Annotated in this window: 21 protein-coding genes; 20 read left to right on the top strand and 1 reads right to left on the bottom strand. The window is 33.2% G+C overall.

Annotated elements, in window-relative coordinates:
• The 6 genes from QM491_RS11445 to QM491_RS11470 all read left to right on the top strand — a co-directional run.
• On the top strand, positions 1-636 hold a 636-nt coding region (locus tag QM491_RS11445), incomplete at its 5' end, for a hypothetical protein (RefSeq protein ID WP_374761253.1).
• Between the two features lie 82 nt (positions 637-718).
• Positions 719-1,417: a hypothetical protein gene (locus QM491_RS11450; RefSeq protein WP_283327629.1), complete on the top strand. Its 699-nt coding sequence runs from the start codon at positions 719-721 to the stop codon at positions 1,415-1,417.
• Between the two features lie 179 nt (positions 1,418-1,596).
• Entirely contained in the window at positions 1,597-2,118 is a 522-nt protein-coding gene (locus QM491_RS11455) for a thioredoxin family protein (protein WP_283327630.1), read from the top strand.
• A gap of 277 nt (positions 2,119-2,395) precedes the next feature.
• Positions 2,396-3,352: a hypothetical protein gene (locus QM491_RS11460; RefSeq protein ID WP_283327631.1), complete on the top strand. Its 957-nt coding sequence runs from the start codon at positions 2,396-2,398 to the stop codon at positions 3,350-3,352.
• 598 nt (positions 3,353-3,950) lie between these two features.
• Entirely contained in the window at positions 3,951-4,853 is a 903-nt protein-coding gene (locus tag QM491_RS11465; RefSeq protein ID WP_283327632.1) for a hypothetical protein, read from the top strand.
• A 407-nt stretch (positions 4,854-5,260) separates the two neighbouring features.
• Positions 5,261-7,234: a hypothetical protein gene (locus QM491_RS11470; protein ID WP_283327633.1), complete on the top strand. Its 1,974-nt coding sequence runs from the start codon at positions 5,261-5,263 to the stop codon at positions 7,232-7,234.
• A 191-nt stretch (positions 7,235-7,425) separates the two neighbouring features.
• Here QM491_RS11470 and QM491_RS11475 read toward each other — a convergent pair whose 3' ends face one another.
• On the bottom strand, positions 7,426-8,409 hold the full coding sequence (locus QM491_RS11475) for a hypothetical protein (RefSeq protein WP_283327634.1): 984 nt from the start codon (positions 8,407-8,409) through the stop codon (positions 7,426-7,428).
• A 976-nt stretch (positions 8,410-9,385) separates the two neighbouring features.
• On the opposite strand from QM491_RS11475, the gene QM491_RS11480 reads away from it, so the two are divergent.
• The 14 genes from QM491_RS11480 (at position 9,386) to QM491_RS11545 (ending at position 24,377) form a co-directional block, all read left to right on the top strand.
• On the top strand, positions 9,386-11,029 hold the full coding sequence (locus QM491_RS11480; protein WP_283327635.1) for a capsule assembly Wzi family protein: 1,644 nt from the start codon (positions 9,386-9,388) through the stop codon (positions 11,027-11,029).
• 46 nt (positions 11,030-11,075) lie between these two features.
• Complete coding sequence (locus QM491_RS11485; RefSeq protein WP_283327636.1) at positions 11,076-11,882, top strand: polysaccharide biosynthesis/export family protein; 807 nt, start codon at positions 11,076-11,078, stop codon at positions 11,880-11,882.
• Positions 11,883-11,935: 53 nt separating this feature from the next.
• Positions 11,936-14,317 (top strand): GumC family protein, encoded by a 2,382-nt coding sequence (locus QM491_RS11490; protein WP_283327637.1) that lies wholly within the window; start codon positions 11,936-11,938, stop codon positions 14,315-14,317.
• 12 nt (positions 14,318-14,329) lie between these two features.
• Entirely contained in the window at positions 14,330-15,262 is a 933-nt protein-coding gene (locus QM491_RS11495; RefSeq protein ID WP_283327638.1) for a glycosyltransferase family 2 protein, read from the top strand.
• A gap of 3 nt (positions 15,263-15,265) precedes the next feature.
• Entirely contained in the window at positions 15,266-15,898 is a 633-nt protein-coding gene (locus QM491_RS11500; protein ID WP_283327639.1) for a cyclase family protein, read from the top strand.
• 10 nt (positions 15,899-15,908) lie between these two features.
• On the top strand, positions 15,909-16,586 hold the full coding sequence (locus tag QM491_RS11505; protein WP_283327640.1) for an acylneuraminate cytidylyltransferase family protein: 678 nt from the start codon (positions 15,909-15,911) through the stop codon (positions 16,584-16,586).
• Positions 16,587-16,591: 5 nt separating this feature from the next.
• Positions 16,592-17,527, top strand: a complete 936-nt coding sequence (locus QM491_RS11510) for a phosphoglycerate dehydrogenase (RefSeq protein ID WP_283327641.1) — start codon at positions 16,592-16,594, stop codon at positions 17,525-17,527.
• 12 nt (positions 17,528-17,539) lie between these two features.
• Complete coding sequence (locus tag QM491_RS11515) at positions 17,540-18,274, top strand: SDR family NAD(P)-dependent oxidoreductase (protein WP_283327642.1); 735 nt, start codon at positions 17,540-17,542, stop codon at positions 18,272-18,274.
• 12 nt (positions 18,275-18,286) lie between these two features.
• Positions 18,287-19,471: a hypothetical protein gene (locus QM491_RS11520; protein WP_283327643.1), complete on the top strand. Its 1,185-nt coding sequence runs from the start codon at positions 18,287-18,289 to the stop codon at positions 19,469-19,471.
• A complete protein-coding gene (locus QM491_RS11525) occupies positions 19,440-20,855 on the top strand; it encodes a lipopolysaccharide biosynthesis protein (protein WP_283327644.1) in 1,416 nt (471 codons plus the stop codon). Before QM491_RS11520 ends, QM491_RS11525 begins: the two co-directional genes overlap by 32 nt.
• A 4-nt stretch (positions 20,856-20,859) precedes the next feature.
• The gene (locus QM491_RS11530) at positions 20,860-21,690 is read left to right on the top strand and encodes a 6-hydroxymethylpterin diphosphokinase MptE-like protein (RefSeq protein WP_283327645.1); all 831 of its coding nucleotides are present in this window, start codon (positions 20,860-20,862) and stop codon (positions 21,688-21,690) included.
• Positions 21,691-21,701: 11 nt separating this feature from the next.
• Positions 21,702-22,223: an acyltransferase gene (locus tag QM491_RS11535; RefSeq protein WP_283327646.1), complete on the top strand. Its 522-nt coding sequence runs from the start codon at positions 21,702-21,704 to the stop codon at positions 22,221-22,223.
• Positions 22,224-22,594: 371 nt separating this feature from the next.
• Entirely contained in the window at positions 22,595-23,584 is a 990-nt protein-coding gene (locus QM491_RS11540) for an O-antigen ligase family protein (protein ID WP_283327647.1), read from the top strand.
• A 16-nt stretch (positions 23,585-23,600) separates the two neighbouring features.
• Positions 23,601-24,377: a glycosyltransferase family 2 protein gene (locus QM491_RS11545; RefSeq protein WP_283327648.1), complete on the top strand. Its 777-nt coding sequence runs from the start codon at positions 23,601-23,603 to the stop codon at positions 24,375-24,377.
• Positions 24,378-24,379: the final 2 nt, after the last annotated feature.

The raw sequence follows: 24,379 nt of genomic DNA on the forward strand, positions 1-24,379 counted from the left end.
TTCAGTGCATCAGGTTGGACCTGTATTGCAACAGGTCAAGCTGTAACTTGTACAACAACTACTTCAATAGTGGCTAATGGTAGTAGCACTATCGTATTGACAGTGAATCCAACGACGGCACCAGCTTCGGGCTTACCAGTGAAGAACACTGCTTATGTAACAGGCGGTGGAGATCCAGTAACGACACCTAAGCCATCTAACGAAGTACCAACAACAATCAACGCTCTTCCACAAGCTAACTTGACGATAACCAAGAGCGCTCCAGTGGTAGCAACGGTAGGCACGAACTTTGCCTATACATTTAATATCGCAAACGGTGGTACTGGCGCAACAACAGGTACAATTACTATAACCGATAACTTACCAATTGGATTGCAATTTGTAAGTGGGCCAACAACAGGTGGATTTACTTGTAGTGCTGTAGGACAAGTAGTGAGTTGTACCAATAATGGTTCAACTCAAATCCCAGCAGGACAAAGTATCAACTTGAGCTTCAATGTGAAGGCTAACTTCAGTGGAGTATTCAAAAATACTGCTACGATAAGCTCGAATGGTGGTACTCCAAAATCATCAAATGAGACAACCACAACTGTGAACTGTCCAACTGATATTAATCCAGGGGTGCTTGGATTCTAAGAAGGTCTAAGGGGAAAGCTTAGGCTTTCCCCTTCTTTTCTTTACTTTGGAGTTAGCTAGAAAATTTGCTAAAAATAATCTTATGAAAAAGTTAATACAGAAATATTTTGTCATCGCAAAAGTTTTACAAATAATCTTATTTGTAGCTTTTGCAAATACTGTCGTAATAGGACAAAATTTAGGCTGTAATTTTAAGCCAGGAACAATCACGTTGAACTTGACAGGACAGAGCCAAGGATCGAATATAGTTACATATATTGTGCTTGTAGATGGAGGAAATATCATTAAATACAAATCAGCCTTGAATGCAACCACAATTGACAACGTAGTGGTTGGAAGCTATAAAGCTGTAGCAGTTACTTGGGACAATACACAAGCAAATGCACCTGTGTTAGAGATAGGTTTAAACTTAAACAATGTAAACCATTGTTGGAAAAGTATAGCTGTAGATATGTCAATTTGTGACTGTAATACTACTACAAATAGTATCACTGTACCTGTTTCTACAGGATTGAATCCTCAGTATGTATTAACCAATGGTAGAGGTGTGATTCAAGCTATTCAATCTTCAACTACATTTTCGGGATTAACAAATGACGTATATAATGTATATGTAGCTTGTGGAATAGGAACAGCTCCTAATTTATTGGTAGGAAGTAATATTAAACTCGTAACGACAAGTGACTTGTGCGAGCCCATTCCGTTACCTTATGTAGTATGTGTAGCCGAATGTGCCCCTGTGATTTGTTTACCAATGACAGTTTTAAAACTAGTCAAATAACTTATTATAAGTAATAGAGGATACATTTATACAAGTTTGGGTAATTCTACCATTCGCAATTCTACATTAATACTTACTTTGAAATTGACAAATCAAAATTTCAGCTTAGGCGCTTAAATAAGTCTGCATCAGCAATACATAATCTGATAGATTATTCATTAAAATACCCCAAGTAGCACATGAAAAGCTTCAACTCATATCTCTTACTCATTCTTTTTCTGGTCATCAATACAAGAGGTTTTTCACAACAAAAAACACAAGTAAAATGGTTGTCAGTAGAACAAATGGATAAATTGTACACCAAAAATCCTAAAAAGATTTTATGGAAGATATATTCAAAAGATTGCCACTATTGCCATGATTTTGAAGAAAAAGTGCTAAAAATACCAGCTATTGCAAGTTATATCAATCAAAACTATTACCCAGTTTTATTAGATGCTTTTGATGCTAGTCCTATAACCTTTGCAGGTCATACTTACGAATCAAAAGATAAAATGAATCCCATGGCAACACATTTACTAAAAGGAACTATCAAATTTCCAACATTAGTATTTGTAGACGAGCAACTAAAAATGCTCAACTTCCTCCAAGGATATTATGAAGCCCCCAACGTAGAAATGGTGCTTCATTATTTTGGAGACAATGTTTATAAAACCGTTTCTTGGAACGACTTTCAAACAAATTTTGCCAAGAAGAAATAAGCACTTAATTCGAAATTTCAATTCAAAAGAATTATAAATATACACAGACAAAGTAGAGGGTGCACCAATCAAATAAGCTCACCTTAATCGAAATCTGAAATCCAAGCAATGTCTAAAGTAGGTGAAGGAGTAAATTTAACTAGCTAAGAATGATAGAAAACATAACGCATCAGAGCTATAATTAACTGAGTCTAGTAAAGACTAATCAGTTTGGTAGCTTCGTTTACTTTTGTGATTCGCTGTTATATTTCACTCACTCATTATTTAATCATTACCTATGAGGCAACTAACCGGCCTAATCTTGCTATTGTTATTAAGCTACACAAGCTTTTCACAATATAGACCACCTTTTAAACAATATACCTCTATCGAATTTGGCGGGGGGGTATCTAGTTACTATGGTGACTTAGCTCCAATGAGCCAATTTGTCAACTCCACAGCCAATTCCTTGCGTTGGACAGCTACTATAGGGCTAAGTCGACAAATGACTCGTCAGATAGAAATTGGACTAAATCTTTCATGGATAGTATTAGGAGCAGACGATTACTACTCAAACAATTTATCAGATTTTCTAAGAAATTTACATTTTAGGAATAATGTAAAAGAAGCTACTTTACAAGGCAGATGGACGCCTTTTAACAAAGCAAGTTCTCCTCAAAAACGTGCTACTTTTGAACCATATATTGGTATAGGAGTAGGGGCTTTTTTGCATAATCCACAAGCCAAATTACCTGTATCAATGGGAAATGAATGGGTCGATTTAAAACCCTTGATAACAGAAGGGCAGGGAAGTCCCAATTATCCTGATATAAAAGAATATAAAAGTTGGGGTATTAATGTTCCTATCAGCCTAGGTTTAAAAACAAAGCTCACTAAAAATTTGGATCTAATAGCAGAACTCAACTATAGAATGCTCTTCTTTGATTATATTGATGATGTGAGTGGCGTTTATGCACAACCCATAGTGGTCTACAATCAGTTTACAGAGCCAACAAGAAGTATTGGTATTGCTATGTCTCAACGAACGACTGAAGGTATTGCGGCCGCAACAGGCAAGGATAGACTAGCTAAATTGAACACTTTTGTCAATGACCCAACAGGTATTGCCATTAGTCAAAACCAGAGTATCAATTCGCCAAGGGGTACAGTAGATGGAAATGATTCGTACGCAACATTTACGCTCAAACTTAGATACATTTTTATTCCAGGAATTCAATGTCCTAAGCTTTATTGAGAAAGTATCCTATAAGTTAAGAATGATGAGTTATTAAAAATAGTCAATCCGTAATTTGTCTGTTTGGTAAGTTAATGATTTGATAATCAAAAATTAAACTCTGAATTCTGTATTAATGCTGGAAGCTCAAAGCTAAAAATAAATACAGTAAATAGGAAGGAATGAACCATGCGAGCGGAGCATCCTTCAAGTCCGATTGGTAAAGCCTCTGATTTTTGATTGGGGGCTTATTTTAATAAAAGCTTATAGCCTAACAGCATAATCTTATTTTATTACTTAACTAAAAAAATAATTATTCCTTTACTATATCCGTTAAGTATAAGTCGAGAATTGAGAGCACTGAGTTGAGACTATTACAACGAAAGGCTTTATGCAGAAAGTTAAAAGTTGCAAAGTGATTCTCATCAAATAATAGAACCATTTTGCCTAATTATTGAAGTTTTAACTACTTCAAAGTAACAGAAATAATACAGCCATTAGTTTAATTATAAATGCAGAGTTTAAGATTTGAATAATAGATTCATTTCTTTTAGGTCTGCATACACACTTAAGTAGTCCTTCTTTATAAAAAACTCGGAACGAGTACATTGCAACAGCTATGATAACTACGTTTGATGTATCATTTCTAACAGATTTATCTGAATTACTTCATTTGCTACGACACAAAAGTCAAGGTAGTGTTGAAGGTAATATTTTTCCATTCCAGACAAATACAATGTTTGGGCAGATTATCTATGGGCAACAAAATACACAATATGAATCTTGGGAGGGTAAATTTTTCACTTCAGATTCTGTCGTACTAACTCATTCTAATCGAGTTAACCATCGTGCCTTCACTATGATATTCTTTCAGTCTTTGGCACCGATGAAACTTCGAATGAATCACCATTGCCTACATGATATTACCCTAGATTCGGAGGGGAAAGAAGGAGTTCTTTTTTTGAGTTCCTTTACAAATCTCTCAATCATGATACCCCAAAATGCCTTTGTCCAATTTAAAGTAGTGACTATTCGAAATATTCATTCGCTCAATCATTGGATTAATCAGTGGCCGTTTGGAAATATTGTGCAAGCCCGAATGCCTTTCTTTTATTACTGGCCACAAAGAATTGCCTTTCACGAAAAAGCAAAATTTTCACATATAGATGTGTTTTATCCCAATGCCTATCAATCTCCTTTGAGAATGTTAGACGAATTGTTTGCTAACGCCGTACGAAGTCGTAAAATGAAGCAAAAAGCCATCAATCTTTGGCAGATGTATTGCCTGCTCTGCGCAGAAGGGCTTTTAAGAAATGCCATAACTATGTCTCCACACCAGTTGAGGCCAATTATTGCTCAGTCCAAACTGTCACCTGTTTTGTTTTTTCTACGATTTAAACAATTGTTTGGTTTTGAAGTCGAACAGTATTATGAATATGCCCGTAGCGAAAAAATAAAAGCATTACTCTATGATTTAAGATTACCTATCGAAGAAGTGAATAGTATCTTTTATAAGTATTAATGCAAAATAAAATTGCCTTAATATGCTTTAGGCTGTAAGCCATAGGCATTAGGCAAAAAAGTTTCTATTACTTCATGAGAAATACTATTTAACTTTTAGCCGTATGCTGAAAGTAGAAATCATGATTACATTTTTCGCTTACTGCCTACGGCTTACTGCCTAAAGCCTATTCGTACGAAGGATTTCAAACTATTGTAGATTTCTGATTTCGGAAATGAAGAATAATACCTCTATTTTTTCAAAATAAAATTTTAAAAAATAGGTTATACTTCCGATATGAATGATTTTTATAATCCTTTGTACACTACTCATTCACAACTCATAATTTTGCATAATGATATTTTGTCGTTTAGATAGTAAACAATGAATGTCTTAAATTCACCTTTTATAATTCCTAGTTATTCTCAATGAAACAACTCATTTTTCTTATTGCTTTAGCCACTTTATCTTGTGCCAATCGTGAAAGTACGCTTGTACAAGAACCTATTCAGCCTTGCTCATGCGATGGAAAGCCATTGTTTAAAGTGTTGAAAGTACAGCAGGTAATCAATTCAAATTTTATCAATATTTTTTTTGGTTCATGTGAAGCATATCAAGTCAAATGGGAAATAGTAAAAGATAGTCGAGTGCTTTTGAGCGGAACGGCAAAACCCATTACCTCTGCTGTAGGAGCTTATTTAGGAACGCTTCCCGAAGGAAATTACATAGCTAGACTCAGTGGTATAAATTGTAGTGGAACCAGCGAAATACCTTTTCGTTTTAGACCTATCAACGAAAATAATAGCTTGTCAAAACAAGTATTTACAGTATATGACAGCTATCCTAACTTTTTTGAGAATGTAGCATTTGAAAACCAAACAGATACCTATTCTCCAGAAAAATTTCCCGCAACACAAATTGCATTAGCTCCCGACTCATTAATGGGAGGATTGCCGACACCTACTTTTGGGGTGATTTATGATAAACCCGTAGATGTATTCCTTAAAAAAGGATTAGATCACCGTTCAAGAGGTATATATGTAAGTTTGGTGCGTCCAGATTATCGCCCTTGTCATGAATATTTCCCCAATCTTCAATTTGATGCGCCTTGTATTAGTACTTCAGGAAAAAATATCACGTATGAAGAGTTTATTTCTACGATAGAACCATCACGTCGAGGTTTTTTTGCATATCCACCCAAAGGCAACAACGAAATAGGAGAGCAGTTTTTCTTGAATCAGCCAGAGCAAAAACTCTATGAATCGGGCCTTGATTATCATGGAGCTTTTGGAAGAGGAGATGCTATTGGTGGGCGAGCTCAGGTTATGTTTCAAACCATGGACACAGAATTAAACCTTGTCAATGGTTCCGACAATAAGTCAAAAAATAAATATATGGCCTTTTTGAAGGGTATAGGAGATGCCACAACAGGTTATGCACTTATTATGTATTCAAATACCTTTCCAGGAGTAGGAAGATTTCAAAAAGAAAGATATCCTCTCAACAAATCTGATTATGCTAATATTCGAGAAAATCCCATTTGGACAGAAAAAGGAGATGTAGAGCCTATAAAAGGCTGGCGCTTGTCTGACAATCCCAGAATCGTAGAAACAGAAGAATTAGCCTTGTATGCAGAAGATGGGTACAATCAAAATTTGGTATTAAAAAATAAAGAAGGACATCCACAACGTACTATTAATCATTTTGGTAGTAATGCCAATGCTGGTCACCCTTTAGCTAAAGTCATACATTTTGTAGAAACAGGAGCGTATCGTGCTCACTTAGATGGTCGAAAGTACTGCTCCCAAGCCAAGATAATTGCCGATGGTGTTTCGCCTTCGAACAACACTTCGGGTGGGTATCTCTACAATGATTATGTAGGCTACGACCCACAGGGATTTGGGGCTTTTCTTCCTCGTCATCTTGCATTTATGCAAGGGATGATGATTTTTTTCTCTGGAGCAGATTATTGGAATATTTGGGATAGACCCAAAGAAGGGCTTAATCAAGATGCCTACAACGGCACTATTGGAGCTTTAACTTATCTTGGCGCAAAAGTAAAACTATCGAATTCTAACTATTCTTTATTAGAACTTAGACCCTCGCTTACTTTTACTTTATGGAATACCGAGGTTTCTTATAACGGAGGACAAACATGGCAAAAACACAAGGGAATAGACTTTAAAGATTCGCCAACGATTTTACCTTTACGAATAGGTTATACCCCTGATGGCAAAATAGCAGTTTTTGCTTGTCGACCTTATGGAGTGGAACCCCTAAACTGTCAATGGCGCGTGAAAATCAACAACCGTTGGATTACAGGGCAAATCACCGAAAAAGACTGGAAATCTTGTTATCCAGAACAAAAAGAAAGGAAGGACTTCTATTTGAAAATACAGTAGATGAATGATAATTTATCTGATTTTATTCTGATTATACAGAAGAAAAAACATCATGGAATCTTCTTCTGTATAATCAGAACTAAAAAATCGTAAAAAGAAATGAATTGAGGAACGTACTATGAGAATCAAGACTATCGACTAAATCACTAAATCACTAAATCACTAAATCACTAAATCACTAAATCACTAAATCAATAGCTAGGGCATCTTATGCCATTGGGAAGGTGATAAATCAGATGAATACTCATTGTCATGTAACTGTCTTTGAGTTGAGAGCTACCTCTCAATTGCCCCGTTTGACCATAATTTTGCATCGTAGCAGAGGTAAAAGGATCTTGAGATGGGTCAAAATTAGGCTGTTTGTCTAATACATACTCACGAATACCCGTAGTACGATTTTTACCTGTGTAGGCATCAACACCCTCCCTAGAACGATTAGCCATTGTAACCGTCAAATTTCCATAAATTGCCAAATCATTAGGATTTGCGTAGCTACCTTTAATATCATCTAAATAATCAGTAAAAGAATATTGTAGTAAACCCTCAAGCCCCAAATCCCACTGATCATTGAGTTTGAAACGGACACCTGCACCTGCCACACCCGCAGCAGCCCATGCTTTATAAGGACTATCATACCCTGGCAAGCCTTGTCCTTCGGTATTGAGCGGACGTAACTTGACCCACTCTCCTGTAGGAGTTTTAGCCATTGGGTCATGCAAGAAAACTGCAATACCCCCCAACAAATAGGTACTAAAAGCTTGGCGTTTATTATAATACCGTGGCGCTGGATTTAGGTTATAAATCCCTACGGCACTCAATTCTTTTAAGTCATTTCTAAAATGGAGATTTCGAGCAAAACGATCTAGCTTGCCATCTACACCTTGCATATTAAAATCATTGCCAGCTATACGCACATACCTAAGTCCCACACGTGCACCCCAACGACTGGTAAAATAATGTGTGTAATACCCCCCAACGTTCCAGCGGACTTCATCTAAAGTAGATTGAATTGGACGACTGTAACTAGATAAATCGCCATAATAACTACTTGAACCAATACCAAAAGTAAGAGTATTATGTGGAACAAAAAACCTATTTTGTCCCCAAGAAATATTAGGGAGTAATAATAAAAGCAGAATATACTTGCAGAAAATATTGTTTGTACGAGGCAACATATATATAAAGGATAAAGTCTTCAAATAAAGCAAGAGTCTATACGACCAAAATGAGTTCAAAAATAATCACAAACACTTATAAAGCAGATAATCGGGCTATTCTTTTAAATTACCGTTGAATCACTTATCCTTTTATTTGCTCAATAACCTAACAAAGGTATGACTTTTTATGTGTACTTTCGTTTGATAAATAATAAAGAGTACAGAGAAAAACATAAGAGATTACACTCTTATTATTGATTTTAACACTCCTATTTTAAGTACTTTGTATAGAAAGATTTTAAGTGACAAACGTCAATATTAGAATCTATAGTGTAAGAGACAAAAAATAAGAATATACATTTTTGTATTTTACCAATACTATTTAGGCTTTTGTAGATAATGTCTTGCCGTTTAATAAATATGCGTAGTGCTTGTAGTTAAAAATTAAAAGTGTATTCTTAAATTTGATTCAAGAAAAACAAAATAAAGCACTACTAATTAAACGATTTAATTATGTTTTGTTTTGAGCTGATATAGCTAAACAATAGATAGTTTGTAATAGTATAAAATTAGGTTTTTTGAATTATTTCAAGAATATTGCACAAAAATTAGACACAATACAAACGGATAAATGTACATAATAGATGTCTTTAATTAGAATTTAATCAATAAATTACTATAAAGACTACTTTATATAATTACATTATCGCTCCTTTCCACAAATTGCTAAATTAAATTTATATTCAAAATCACTACTTTATCCTGAATCTGATTAATCATAATATCTTGCCGTTATCTAGTGAATATTTTAACAAACGTTCGTTCGAAGGATTTGATACTTTTTTAATGTTAGGAAATAATGCAAGATGAGATTTGACCAGTTTTGAATATATAATAATGACAATTTAAAAAAATACACTCACAACTCATAATTTAGTATTAATACTTATCTGTCCCAAAATTTTAATAACTATAAATTAGCTCTATCAATCGTATGCAGTGGCACAAAAAAGCGTTTAGTTTACTATGTTGCTTGATCCTCACGTGGAATACCCTTGCACAAGTGGTATATGAGCCTACCTACCATACAGTTTATCCATACCTTAGTCGTTTAGCACAAAAAGGAGTGATTGAGTTGGATGATGTAGTATTACCACTATCCAAAGACTATATTTATAAAAAACTAGACGAATTATCTAAGAATATTACAGCCTTAACACCTTTAGAAAGAGAGGAATTAGCTTTTTATCTTAAAGAATATACTTTATGGTGGCGCAAAGATCCCAAATCAGGCTTCGAGGGAGAATATAAAAGTTTATTTAAAACCAAAATAGGAGATAGATTTAGATTCCTATCATATCAGGATGATAATTTTACAGTAAATGTTCAGCCGATTGTTGGACAGCAGTTTCAATCTGTAGATGGTAATCCGTTAAGTCAATTTACTTATGGAGTTTGGGGATATGGATATATAGGGAAATATATTGGTTTTAGTTTAGACTTTAAAGCCAATAAGTTAAAGGGACTGTATGAAGGCTATGATTATTTACAAAAGTTTAGTCCTCAAACAGGAGTTATAGGAGTTCGATCGGGTAATGTTTATGACTTTAATGAGACTAATGTCAACGTTACAGGAAAATGGAAATGGGGTAGTGCTACAATTGGTAAAAACTATATGCCAATTGGTTATGGAGTTAGTAATAAAATCATACTTTCTCAGAAAGCACCATCTTTCCCACAAATTAGATTGGATATAAGTCCAGTTAAATGGTTATCTGTTAATTATGCTCATATATGGTTGAATTCTAAAGTTGTGGATTCCACAAAAATGTATCCAACTTCAGTTCCAGGAAGGTTACAGTATCAGGACAGAGCAAAATATATGGCTATTAATTCTTTGACGTTTAGGCCATTTAAAGGAGCTAGTTTTACGATGGGACAGTCTTCGGTGTACAACGACCAAATACAGTTGGTATATTTAATTCCGATAAATCTATTTTCGGCTATGAATCATTATCTAGGAGAATTAGATGGAAATAATACCTTATCAAATTCCCAGCTTTTTTTTCAGTTGAGCTCAAGGAATCATATAAAAAAAACACATCTATATTTTAATATGTTTATAGACGAACTCCGATTGTCAGGTAGCGATTCTTCAAAAAGTGCTAGAAACCATACAGCCTATTTAATTGGAGCAAGTGTAGCAGACTTCCCTATTAAAAATATGACTATTACAACAGAATATACCAAAATTCAACCATTTGCCTATGTACATTTTATACCAGCTCAAACCTATGCTAATAATAATTATAATTTAGGCTCGTGGTTAGGACCAAACGCAGATAATTTTTTCATCCAAACTAATTATCGAATAAAACGGGGCTGGAATTTAACTATCGACTATGAATATATTAGAAAGGGAACTGTTGGTACTGGAATGGATCAAATTTCGGATAAGCCAATTTATCCATTCTTATGGGGGGACTTAAAAGAATTTAGTATTCTATCAATTAAATCCCAGTATGAAATAATACATGATCTATTTTTAAATGTAGGGTTTACATCGCAAACGCAGACCTCAAATTTAGAATCAAGAAGTTCTCAGTCTTTATCTTTTGGGATTAATTACGGTTTTTAAAAGTAACTTTGCTATATTTTTTACAATTTATTGATGATTTAAGCTAATGAAATCAACATTGAGATTATTCACATTACTTTTTACAATTTCTATATTCGTAACAACTCTTAACTCTTGTGTTCAGACTAAAGAAATTGTATATTTCCAAGGAGATACTACTAGATATATTTCCATGATAGTTCCTAAACCCCCTATCAAGACTATCCAATCTAAAGATATTCTTGCAGTATTGGTAAGTAGTCTAAGTGAAGAATCCAATGTGATTTATAATTCGCCCAACATTGCGGCACTAACTTATAGTAATTTCTCTGTCAACCCTGGAGTAGGGAGAGCACAACCAGCTGGTTATATTGTCGATTCATTGGGCTATATAGGAATGCCATTGATAGGCCGTGTAAAAGTAAAAGATTTAACATTGAATGTTGCGTCAGATACAATTACAAAAAGACTCTCTACTTATTTGAAGGAGCCTTCTGCAAGTGTAAGAATTCTTAACCATAAGTTTTCAGTTCTTGGTGAGGTTGCTCGACCTGGTGTATATAATCTAATCGAAGATAGAGTTTCTGTTCCTGAGGCTTTGGGGATGGCAGGCGATTTAACAATTTTTGCTAAAAGAGATAATATATTACTAATTAGAGAGCGAGAGTCAGGTAAAAGAGAACTTATACGATTAGATTTAAGAGGTAGAGATATTCTATCATCTCCATATTATTATTTAGAGCAAAATGATGTGTTGTATGTCGAACCTTTAAAAACTAAAGCAACAGCTACAGATCAAAATTATCAATTAGTTCCAATATTCACCGGAATCGTGTCGGCATTGGGAATACTAATATTAAATCTAAGAAATTAAAAGAATAGTAATATGTTACTTATTATTATTCAATATTTACAATAAATATTTTTATGAATACAGATAAATCGGTTTTACTCGAGGAAGATGAAGGCTCGTTCAACTTGGTTGAGTTACTTTTAAAATACTTCAAATACTGGTATCTATTTATTTTGGCTTTAGCTCTAAGTGTAAGCCTTGGATTTGCCTATCTATGGTATAAAAGACCTGTTTATCAGGCCAAGGCAATTGTTTTAATTAAGGATGAAAAGAAGGGTCTAGGAGGTGGAAATGATATTTTAAAGGACTTAGAACTTTTCGGGGGTAACAAGATTGTCGAAAATGAAATGGAGGTTTTTAAATCGAGAACCTTGATGGATCGAGTTGTAACCCAATTGAACTTAACTACTCTTTACTTTAAAGAGGAAAGCCTTAGAAGAAGTACTGAATTGTTTGGGAATTCACCTATTTGGGTACAGGTTGATCAGGTATCAAAGGATGCATATAATCAACCATTATTTGTCGAAATAATAGATAATCTACATTACAGGGTTTATAATAAGGCAAATGATATTAATATGGAAGGTGTCTTTAGTCAACCTCTAAAGCTCCCATTTTGCAAATTAAGAGTTTTTTTAAATACTCGATATTATAACGCTTCTGTAAAAAAAATAAAGTTTATTTTAACAGATAAAAGTTCTCTTACAGATGAGTACTTAAAGACCCTAGATGTTAGTTTAGTCAATGCAAAAAGTACAGTATTGAGCTTGTCATTTAAAGATACAGCTCCAAAGAAAGCTGTTACAATTCTAGAGAAACTGATAGAAACTTATGTGTCGACATCTTTAGAGGATAAGAATAAAGAAGCTTCTAATACACTAAGATTTATTGAAGGACGACTGAAGTTGATAACCTCGGAATTAGTAGATGTGGAAAAGGATGTTGAAGGTTACAAAAGTCGTCAAGGATTTACAGATTTAGGGGCAGAGGCTAATTTGTTTCTAGAAAAAGTTAAAGATAATGATGTTAAATTGAATGAAGTAGATATAAAATTGAGGTTATTGAATAATATAGAATCTTATGTTAATAATGCACAAGGTCCTATTGCTCCTTCAATGGTAATGTCTGATGACCCCATTTTACTAGGTTTAGTAAATAAACTCTCGGAGCTAGAGTTACAGAAAGATAAATATGCAAAAACTACTCAAGCCGCTAACCCTTTATTAGAAACTGTAAGTACCCAAATTTCCAATACAAAACAGGCTATTAAAGAAAATATTCAAAACCAGAAAAAGAATATACTTTCAGCTAAATCTGGTTTGGTTTCTGTAAACAGTAAAATTGAGTCAGCGATTAAAAGTATTCCTCACAAGGAAAGAGAATTTGTAGGTATAAAACGTCAGCAGGCTATTAAAGAAAGTCTATATTTATTATTACTTCAAAAAAGAGAAGAAACAGCCCTATCCTACGCCTCTGCTGTTTCTGATAGTAGAGTTGTTGATCAGCCATATGTGTCTGCAAAGCCTGTGAGTCCTAACCGAATGGTTGTTATTTTAATTTCAATCTTACTCGGATTTTTGGTTCCAATTGGGCTGGTAAACCTGTTAGATATCCTAAATAATAAGGTGATTCATAGAAAAGAAATTGAAAAAGGAACTGGTTTAACAGTAATTGGTGAGATTGGTTTAAAACCCAAAAATGAAATAGAATCATTGGTAGATATGTCTGGAAATAGCATTTTATCTGAACAATTCAGGATGATGCGTACCAATTTACAATTTGTAGGAAAATTAGGCGAGAGCTCAAAAGTGTTTTTGTTTACCTCTTCCATGAGTGGAGAAGGAAAAAGTTTTATCAGTTTAAATTTGGCTCAATCGTATGCAATCTTAGGTAAAAAGGTAATTATCCTCGAATTGGACTTAAGAAAGCCAAAGGTATCTGAGTACTTAGGTGAAGATCGAAGAGCAGATGGAAAAGGAATTACAAGTTACCTGATTGGAACTGCGACAGAAAAGGAAATCATTAAGCAATTGTCTATTAATGAAAATATGTATTTGATTAGTTGTGGGCCGATTCCTCCAAATCCGTCAGAATTGTTGTCTAATGGAAGGATGGAGACGTTAATTAATAATCTTAAGCAAGAATTTGATATCATTGTATTGGATACACCCCCAATTGGTTTGGTTACAGATTCTATCATACTTGGAGCTCATGCGGATGTTTCAATGTATGTTGTACGTCAGGGATTTACACTGAAAGGACAATTAAATATTCCAAAAGAACTTGTAGCTCAACAGAAATTAAAGCCGCTTAATATAGTATTTAATGGGGTCGATATGAGTAAATCTAGTTATGGTTATGGCTACGGTTATGGCTACGGTTATGGCTACGGCTACGGTTATGGCTATGGTGAGTATTTTGGTGATGATAAAAAATCAAAAAAGAAGAAATCTTAATCTAAATATTGGATGATCTGTAGTGTTATAATAAGAGCCTTTAATGAGGATAAACATATAGGAAAGCTGATTAATGGTATTCTAGCTCAGATATCACAGCACGAAATTGAGGTTATTCTGGTTGATTCTGGTTCTACAGATAATACTGTATCTATTGCTCAAAGTCTTGGTGCTAAAGTTGTTTCAATATTACCAGAGGATTTTTCTTTTGGGTATGCTCTTAATAAAGGCTGCGAAACCGCAAAAGGAGACATCTTATTATTTGCTAGTGCTCATGTCTATCCAGTATATACTCACTGGATAGACATGATGTTGAAGCCATTTGAAGATGCTAAAGTAGCATGCGTATATGGGCGCCAGATAGGCTATGAAAAAAGCAAATACTCTGAGCATCGATTGTTGGCGAAATGGTTCCCTGCTTTTTCCAATCATAATCAACATCACCCTTTTTGTAACAATGCTAATACAGCAGTAAGAAAATCGTTGTGGGAGGAACAACCGTATGATGAGACCTTAACCGGACTGGAGGATTTGGATTGGGCTTCAAAGATTCTGAAAAAAGGATACAGAATTGCCTATGAAGCAGAAGCTGTCATTGTCCATATTCATGAGGAAACTCCTAAAAAGGTTTATAATAGGTATTATCGTGAGGCAATTGCTTTTAAACGAATTGTTCCTTATGCTAAATTTAATTTTTTTGATTTTATATATTTATCGTTAACCAACATTGTCAGTGATTATTATTTTGCTTTAAAGGACGGGGTTTTATTAAAAAATTTAATTGATATTCCTGTATTCCGCATCTTACAATTTTATGGAACACTTAAAGGGTACAATCATTCGGGTAATATTGATAACTCTTTGAGAACAAGGTTTTATTATCCTACCAATTTTTTAAGAAAACATAATCCTGTAGAAATTAAAGCTGCAAAAATAGAATATTAACGAATGAATATTATTGATATTTCAGTACCACTTTCTAATAACTTACCAACATGGCCAGGTGGATATGGATTACATATTTCATCTCTTCAAAAGATAGAAGATGGGAGTGAGGCTAACGTATCCCGACTAGATTTGGATGTTCATTCAGGAACTCACATAGATGCTCCACTTCATTTTGTGGCTGATGGCAAAACAACAAATGATATCCCATTACAGACCCTCTGTGGAGAAGCTCAGATAATTAAAATTGAAGATTCATGGTCAGTAATAACTGCCGAACTTTTAGACCAATTATCAATTCATAAAGGAATAAAAAGATTATTATTTAAAACAGCAAATTCGACAAATCAGCTTTGGACAAAAAAAGAATTTGACATAAGTTATGTAGCCTTAAGTGCTTGTGCTGCTCAGTGGGTTGTTGATCATCAAATTCAGCTAGTAGGAATAGATTATTGTTCGATACAAAAGTTTTTTGATCCTGTGGATACGCATCAGATTTTATTAAAAAACGCTGTGATAATTTTAGAAGGTTTGGATTTATTGCATGTGGAAGAAGGAATTTATCAGCTAATATGTTTACCTCTGAAAGTAGAGGGCATTGAAGGAGTACCAGTTAGAGCCATTTTAACGATATAAAAATTATTTTATGAAATACAAAGTTGTTGCTATTGTTCCAATGCGCCATTCGAGCGAGCGTGTTAAAGGAAAAAATTATAGAGACTTTGCAGGTAAGCCTCTTTTTCATCGTGTAATTGATAGCTTGCTCGCTTGTGAGGAAATAGATCGTGTAGTAATAGACACAGATAGTCCTACTATTATGGAGCAGGTCAATGAGTTATATCCTCAAGTTATGCTTTTAGAACGCCCTGAACATTTAAGAGATGGTGCTATTCCAATGAACAATGTGTTATTAAATACATGTAATACAGTGGAGTCTGAATTTTATTTACAAACTCATAGTACAAATCCTCTTCTTTCGCCTGACACAATTTCAAAAGGTATCAAAGAGTTTATGGCTTCATATCCTATCTATGATAGTATGTTTACCGTGACAAGACTACAGGTAAGACTTTGGGATCAATTAGCAAGAGCAATTAATCATAATCCTTCTATACTGCTTAGAACACAAGATTTACCTCCAACATACATGGAAAATTCTTGCATGTACCTCTTTACAAAGGAAACTCTAATTAAGAAGTTCAATCGTATCGGAGATAGACCATTTATGTATGAAATTCCTGAAATTGAAGCACAGGACATAGATGTTGAATTAAATTTTAAAGTAGCAGAATTTTTGTTTAAAGAATTATATCCAGGTAAATAGAAATCATGAAAGTATTAGTTAGCTGTCCTCCAATGCTTAAAAAAATCGACGAATTTCGTCCGATTTTCGAAGAAAAAAATATAGAATTAGTTATTCCAAATATTGTACAGACACTTTCAGAGGAAGAGCTAGAACAAATTCTTCCAGAGGTAGATGGTTGGATTATTGGAGATGATCCTGCTACTGAACGTGTATTTACGGCTGGTAAAGCAGGAAAACTAAAGGCCGCCGTAAAATGGGGTGTAGGAGTTGATAATGTGGATTTTGCAGCTTGCAAAAAGCTAGGTATCCCAATTATTAATACACCTAATATGTTTGGTGCTGAAGTGGCTACGGTTGCAGCTGCTTTTATTCTAGGTTTGGCTCGTCAAACTTATTTTATAGATAGAGAGGTTAGAAAAGGAAATTGGGTAAAGCCAGCAGGAAGATCTATCAGCGGATTGACCGTAGGTCTTATTGGCTTCGGTGATATTGGTAAAGCTACAGCTCGTTTCTTAAAAGGAATGGACATGAATATAAATGTTTATGATCCTTTTGCTAAAAAAGATGAATCTGATTTACAGAACTATACTTTTTGTGAGTTTCCAGAAAAGTTGGAGGAAGCAGATTTTGTAGTCGCAACTTGTGCATTAACTCCTTCGACACGTAACATTATCAATTCATCTAGCATTGCAAAAATGAAGGATGGTGTGTATATCGTAAATGTCTCACGTGGAGGTATTATCAATGAAGCAGATTTGCTTGAGGCTCTAAAATCTGGAAAAGTTGAAGCGGCAGCTCTTGATGTTTTTGAAATAGAACCTTTACCAATTAGTTCAGAATTACGCAATTTTGATAAGTGTATTTTTGGTACACACAACGGTTCAAACACCATTGAAGGCGTAAGAAGGGCGACACATCAAGCTATTAGTTATTTATTCGAATTTTTGGGGGTAAACTAAAACAGAATTTCTATGCAGAAGAAGTGTATCCTTATTACAGGAGTATTAGGTGGTATAGGAAGTGCTATCGCAAAGATGTTTAAGGAAAATGATTACTACGTATATGGATTAGATATTCGCCATGCAGAAGTAGATTTTCTCGATAAACTACTAGTTTTTGATCTTCATAAGTTCTGTACTAATTCTGAATACAGAGAGCAGTACAAAGCTTATTTAGATAGTGAGTTACCTCGACTTGATGTTTTGGTCAATAACGCAGCAGTGCAGTTATTGGATAAACTTGATGATTTGAAGTTGGACGAATGGCAAGAAACACTCAATGTTAATTTAACAGGACCTTTACTCTTGAGTCAGATGTTTTTAAAACGTTTAGAATCGGTACAAGGTGCTATAGTTAATATAGGTAGTATTCACCAACAATTGACCAAACCTCGTTTTATTAGTTATGCTACTTCCAAAAGTGCACTGATTGGACTAACAAAAGCCTTAGCTGTAGACTTGGAAGGACGTGTACGTGTAAATGCCATTAGTCCAGCAGCCATCCAGACCGAGATGCTTTTAGCTGGCTTTAATGGTAACGAGGCAGCATTAGATGAATTAAGGAAAATACATCCAGTACAACGTATAGGATATCCTCAAGATGTAGCCAAATTAGTATTGTTTTTATCTTCTGAAAATTCAGGATTTATTCATGGTGCAAATTTGACACTTGATGGAGGGATTAGTTCTGTTTTAAAGGATTTGTAAATAGCAAGAAATATGAAGTATTTAAATTTAATATATTTCTGCATGTTATGCTTTTCCGTTATAGGGCAAAACTCCGAAGAATTGGTGTTATCATCACGTTTCTTGCATCCAATTAATTCGAAAGATACTCTAAACACCATAAATCTAGTAAAAAAGCTAGGAGTCAAGAAAGTTGATTGGCTTTATTCAGATTCTGAAAGTGGATTGAAAGAACTTTCAAAATATGCAAGGTTTAGTTTAGCTATGAACCCCCAAGTCCCAGATTCAGGTCAATTCACAATAAAAGGACGTGTTCAGGATATTAATGGGAATAAGTTGAAAGCACCTTGGATGTCAAAATGGAAAATGAATAATCCATATTGGGGATGTGTAAATTCGCCTGTTTTTCAAGAGGTTTTTAAAAAGCGAGCTCAAGTATTGATTTCATTAGGAGCTTATGGATTGGTTGTAGATGATGCAAGAATGAATGATCAAGCTGTAGAATGGGGGGGGTGTTTTTGTGAATATTGCATGGATGGTTTTACTAATTTTTTAAGTACTAGCGGAGTTAATCTTCCTTATTTAAACTTTAATTACAAAGCATATTTGAAAGATATGAATAAAGTTGATTCGGTTTACCTTCTAGCTGAATTAAAAATGCAATTTAAGAAGTTTCAACATGAGTCTGTAGTTAAATTTATATCAAATTGGAGAGATGAAATTAAGAGTCAATGGCCAGATATTAAGCTATTCACAAATAATTATTTAGGAAGATGGACTGAAATTTACTCATTGTTTGATGGAGGAATTGCAGAAATTCGGAATAAAGATTTAACGGATTCATTTTTTTTGCAAAAGAGGAGTACATGTGATTCATTGAAAAAAGAGCAAACCTTTACATTAGCTTCAGATAACTTTTTGGATTATATTAATTTCTTCAATTTGTGTAAAAAGTATCATTTTAATGCTGTAGCTCCTTGGGATGTATTTGTGGGAAAAGGGAAAGAATCAAACAGTCGATACTTTATAGAGGATGATTTGCTCGAAGTAATTTTTTCAAACTTTAAAAATGATTGTACTTGGCAAATTGATAGTACAGAGAACTTAATTGTCAAAGCGACTCTGAGTGCGAGAAAAAATAGAAGAAATACTAATAAACTTATAGTTTATTTTTCTAGTATCAACAATGAAATTAAACACTTTGAAATTATCAAGTAGAATATTAAACTCCCCCACATTAATGACTTGGGCGAGTTTTGGATCAAAATCTTTAATAATAGTATTGATAACCCCTCTAATATTAAAAAAATATGATACCCATGATGTTAACTTTTGGTATTTCGTTTCATTGTGGCTCACATTTTTGACATTATTTGATGGAGGGTTCGGAGCAACTTTTGTAAGAATGATTGCTTACAGGCTTAATATTTTTAATAACATTGGGAATGTATTAGATATTAGTTATCAATTAAATATCTATCAATTAATGACAAGTGTTTATAAAATACTATGTTTGATAGCTTTCATAATTTTATCTACAGTTGGTAGTTTCCTTATTAAGGATACAGTAAATCACACACATAATCCAATTTTGTCTTGGATTACGTGGTGGGTATTTTGTTTATCTTTTGTTTTGCAATTATGGGGAAATGTTTATTTAAACCTTTTACAGGGTGCTAACCGAGTAGCATTAGTTCGAAGATGGGATGCGATATTTAATATAACCAATACAATAATAATTTCACTTGTATTACTCTTTATTAAGTGTGACATAGGCTACATAATATTGCTAAATCAATTTTGGTTGATTGTAGCAGTCCTAAGGAATTATTTTTTAACAAATAATATCGTTTTTTCTTTAAAATCTAAAGTAATTGGAATAGAGAATGTAAACTATGATGGTGTGGATAAACATCAGGTATTATCTAGTGCAATTAAGAGTGGTGTTGGTATTCTATTTTCACAGGGAATAATTCAGGCTTCTGCGTTTATCCTACAACAAGTTGTTGACCCTAGAATTTTAAGTTCATATTTGATTAGTTTAAATCTTTTGCAGAATATCAGAACTTTTACTCAAGCACCATTTTACAGTAGAATTCCTATTTATAGCATGCTATATAAAGATTCAAACATTATAAAGTTACGTGAGGAAACACAGAAAAGTACTAGATTAGTTTATCTTTTATTTACTTTTTCAATCGTTTTTTTCTATTTCTTTAGCAATGATATATTTCTGTTTTTAGGGACAAAATCAAAGTTTATTTCATTAGATACTTGGTTATTACTTGGAATAGCTTTTTTAATTGAAAGATTTGGAGCAATGCATCTTCAAATTTATAGTACTTCAAATCATATTATTTGGCATTATTTAAATGGAATAAGCGGTACGATATTACTATTATCTTCTTTTCTACTTTATCCTACATTAGGGATAAATGCATTCCCAGTAGGTATGATTATAGGTTATTTGGCTTGCTATTCTTGGTATGCGCCATTTAAGTCATATCAATTAATGAATACGCAATTTATAAAATATGAATATTCAGGATTTTTGCCTTCTCTTTTAGTACTTTTAATATTACTTATTAACCAAATTTCGTGATAGTATGGAACAATTGTATGAAAAATATTTAACAGTTTCAACAATCAATCATTACAAAGAGGGATTGAGACTTATTTTAGGTAAACTAAAATTTGATTTGTTGATAAATCAATATTTTGGAAACTTTCAAAAAATCAAAAAATTAAAAGATATACATAAAGGAAAAAAATGTGTAATACTTTGTAACGGTCCTTCATTAAATAATGTAGATTTTGAAATTTTAAAAGATTCTAATGTTATAACAATCGGACTTAATAAAATTAACTTACTGTTTGAAAGAACTACCTTTAGACCAGATTACATAGCTTGTGTAAATCCTTTCGTATTAGAACAAAACAAGGATTTTTTTAGTACTACCTCCATACCCCTTTTTTTAGATTTTGCTGCATTTAAACAAGCGGGAATTAAATATAAGGATTTTAATAAAAATTCTCAATTACATTTACTACATAGCTCCACCTTACATGGAAGATTTGCAGGAGATATTTCATCTTCTATCTGTCAAGGTTCTACAGTAACTTATGTAGCTCTGCAACTTGCTTTTCATTTTGGTTTTCATGAAGTTACATTAGTTGGATGTGATCATAGTTTTGCAACTAAAGGAACTCCAAATAAAACAATTAAACTTGAGTCTCACGATAATAACCATTTTGATCCAAATTATTTTTCCACAAAAGATAATTGGCAACTTCCAGATTTATTAAGCTCGGAGTATCATTATCAGGTAGCTAGAGAAACATACATGAATGCAGGAAGAAAAATATTTAATTCAACAGATGGTGGATTACTTGAGATTTTCGAAAGAAAGAGTTTGAAAGAATTTCTAAAAGACTAACTACTTTTCATATGAAATTTGTTTTCTTATATATAATAGTAAGGTTTATTTCTAAATTACCTTTTCATACTTTACGAATTACATTATTACGAATATTAGGAGCTAAGATAGGTAATAATGTAGGTCTGTATAGAGGCTTTGAAGTAAGAAGCCCAAACAAACTTATAATTGGTAATAGTTCAATAATTGGTCATGACTGTATTCTAGATGCGAGAAAAGGTTTAACTATTCATGAAAATGTAAATATTAGTTCTCAGGCAATAATTTGGACACTTCACCATGACGTTCAAAGTTTAGACTTTAGAGAAGTTGGTGCACCTGTTATTATAGAAGACTATGTGTGGATATGCTCTAGGGCAATAATACTTCCAGGAGTTAAAATAGGGAAAGGGGCTGTTGTCGCTGCTGGTGCTGTAGTTTCATCTGATGTTGAGCCATTTACAATCGTAGGTGGCGTCCCTGCAAAAAAAATTGGTGTAAGAAATCACGAACTTATTTATAATCTTGGAGAAAGCATCGCTCCAATCATTTGATAAATCTGGTAAGAACTAGATTTAATCATCCTCGAAGTACTCAAGTAAAGACAAAAATAATAAAATATATGGTTTTCGATGCACTTACTGTTTTCCTAATATTACTCCATAGCTCATCTTTGGGGAAATTGATAATCTTAAAGGTTATAATGAATACATGTTTGATTTACAGAGTTTTGGGTGAATCAACGAAAATAGTAAGTTTTATTAAATACAAAGGAAATAGAACAATTGTGTATTTAATGGTACTCTTCATTATATCGTTATTACGTACAACCAACCCCAATACCGATATAGTAAATATTGGTTACAAGTTACTTACGACATTTCTTGTTTTTTTGTATGTGATTGCAATATGTTCTCGTTACATTATGTATGGTAGATATGAAGAAGTTCAAATGTTGTTACAGAAAGTAGCAATTTATCCTTTTATTTTATTCTGCTTAATCAATTTAGCTTTGTATTTCTTACAAATAAAAATTGATGATTCAGAAGTTACAAGTTATCAAGAAGCTGGACCTGCCTTATTACTATCAAAATTTGGGATAGAGATGCTTCGAGTAAAATTTCCTTTAGTGACTGGATATAATACTTTTGCCGCATTAGTTGGGCTAGTATTTTTATTGCAAGTTTTGATAACAATATTTAACCCTTTTTCATTAGTAAAAATATTTTGTTGTACCGTCTTATTATGCACTCTTGTACCAATTGACTCTAGGGTATCAATATTTGTTCCTCTAATTATAATATGTTTGACATTCATTTTTAAGAAAATTAGCTCACCCTTTATTTGTAATTTATATTCTACGGTTCCATATATTTATTTTATATTTCCAATAATGCTTGTTTCAATATTCCCACTCCTAACTGGAAATATTGCTGATGTACAAAGAGAAGATGATTCTGAATTCATTAGGTTTACCATCTGGGCAATTTCACTGAAGGTATTTGCTGCTTTCGATATTTATCATCTTATAGGATATGGAGAATTTGGTCATTATGGTTCAAATGCCTCTAAGCAGTGGGCAAGTATTTTTACATCTTGGACTAACAATAATTTAATTACAACACATAATTCAGTTTTTTCAATTTTGTTTGATATGGGCTATATTGGACTTATTATCTTTATAAAATTGAATTTTGAAATTACCTCAAAAGTTAGAAAATATTTTCCAGTACTTAGAGAAGTTGCATTTATTGTTGGAGGTATTGTTTTATTCTGTAGTATAGTAGGAAGTACAGAAAGCTTAATCGGGTTCTATTTTCCGAATTTTTTGATGTACTTCTTCTTTGTAATTGTAGCATTTTTCCAGGTTTTATCAATATTGAAAGAAAAAAAAGTCTATAATTCACATATATAAACTTAAAATTAATTTTATGGATAAGAATCCCAAAATTTCAATAATAACAGCAACCTTTAATTCAGGGAGAACACTAGAAAAATCAATTTTAAGTGTTATAAATCAAGGGTATTCAAACTTTGAATATGTAATTATAGATGGAGGGTCAAAAGACAATACCTTAAGTATAATAGAAAAATACGAAGACAAAATAACCTATTGGTTAAGCGAGCCAGATAAAGGGATTTATGATGCTTGGAATAAAGGCGTGAAGAAGGCTACTGGGGATTGGATTTTGTTTTTAGGTTCAGATGATTATTTGACTTCAAATTGTTTAGTTGATTATGTAAATTTTATTAATTCGCATAATACTCAAAATTCCTTATTAATATCTTCAAAATTGGAATTAATAGATGCGCAAGGAAATTATCTACGTACTATAGGTTGGGCATGGAAGTGGAGTAAATTTCAAAAAATCAATATGCTTGCTCATCCAGGGGCATTACATTCAAAAAAAATATTTGAAAAGTATGGACTATTCGATACATCTTATAAGGTTTGTGGTGATTATGAGCTTTTATTGAGACCGGGTCAAAGTTTAAATGGTCTGTATTTTAATTCTGTTAGCGTGTTAATGACTGAAGGTGGAGCAAGTTACGAACCTAAAATATTTTTGGAACATCGGAAAGCGTGCATAAAAACTGGAAAACTTCATCCATTAATTGCAAATTATTATTTTATACTACAGTTTACAAAAACTTTTATTAAAAATAAGTTTAAAAAATTAGGTATCAATCTATTTCTCAGAAAGTAATG

The organism is Flectobacillus longus, from assembly GCF_030056705.1.
GTDB lineage: Bacteria > Bacteroidota > Bacteroidia > Cytophagales > Spirosomataceae > Flectobacillus > Flectobacillus longus.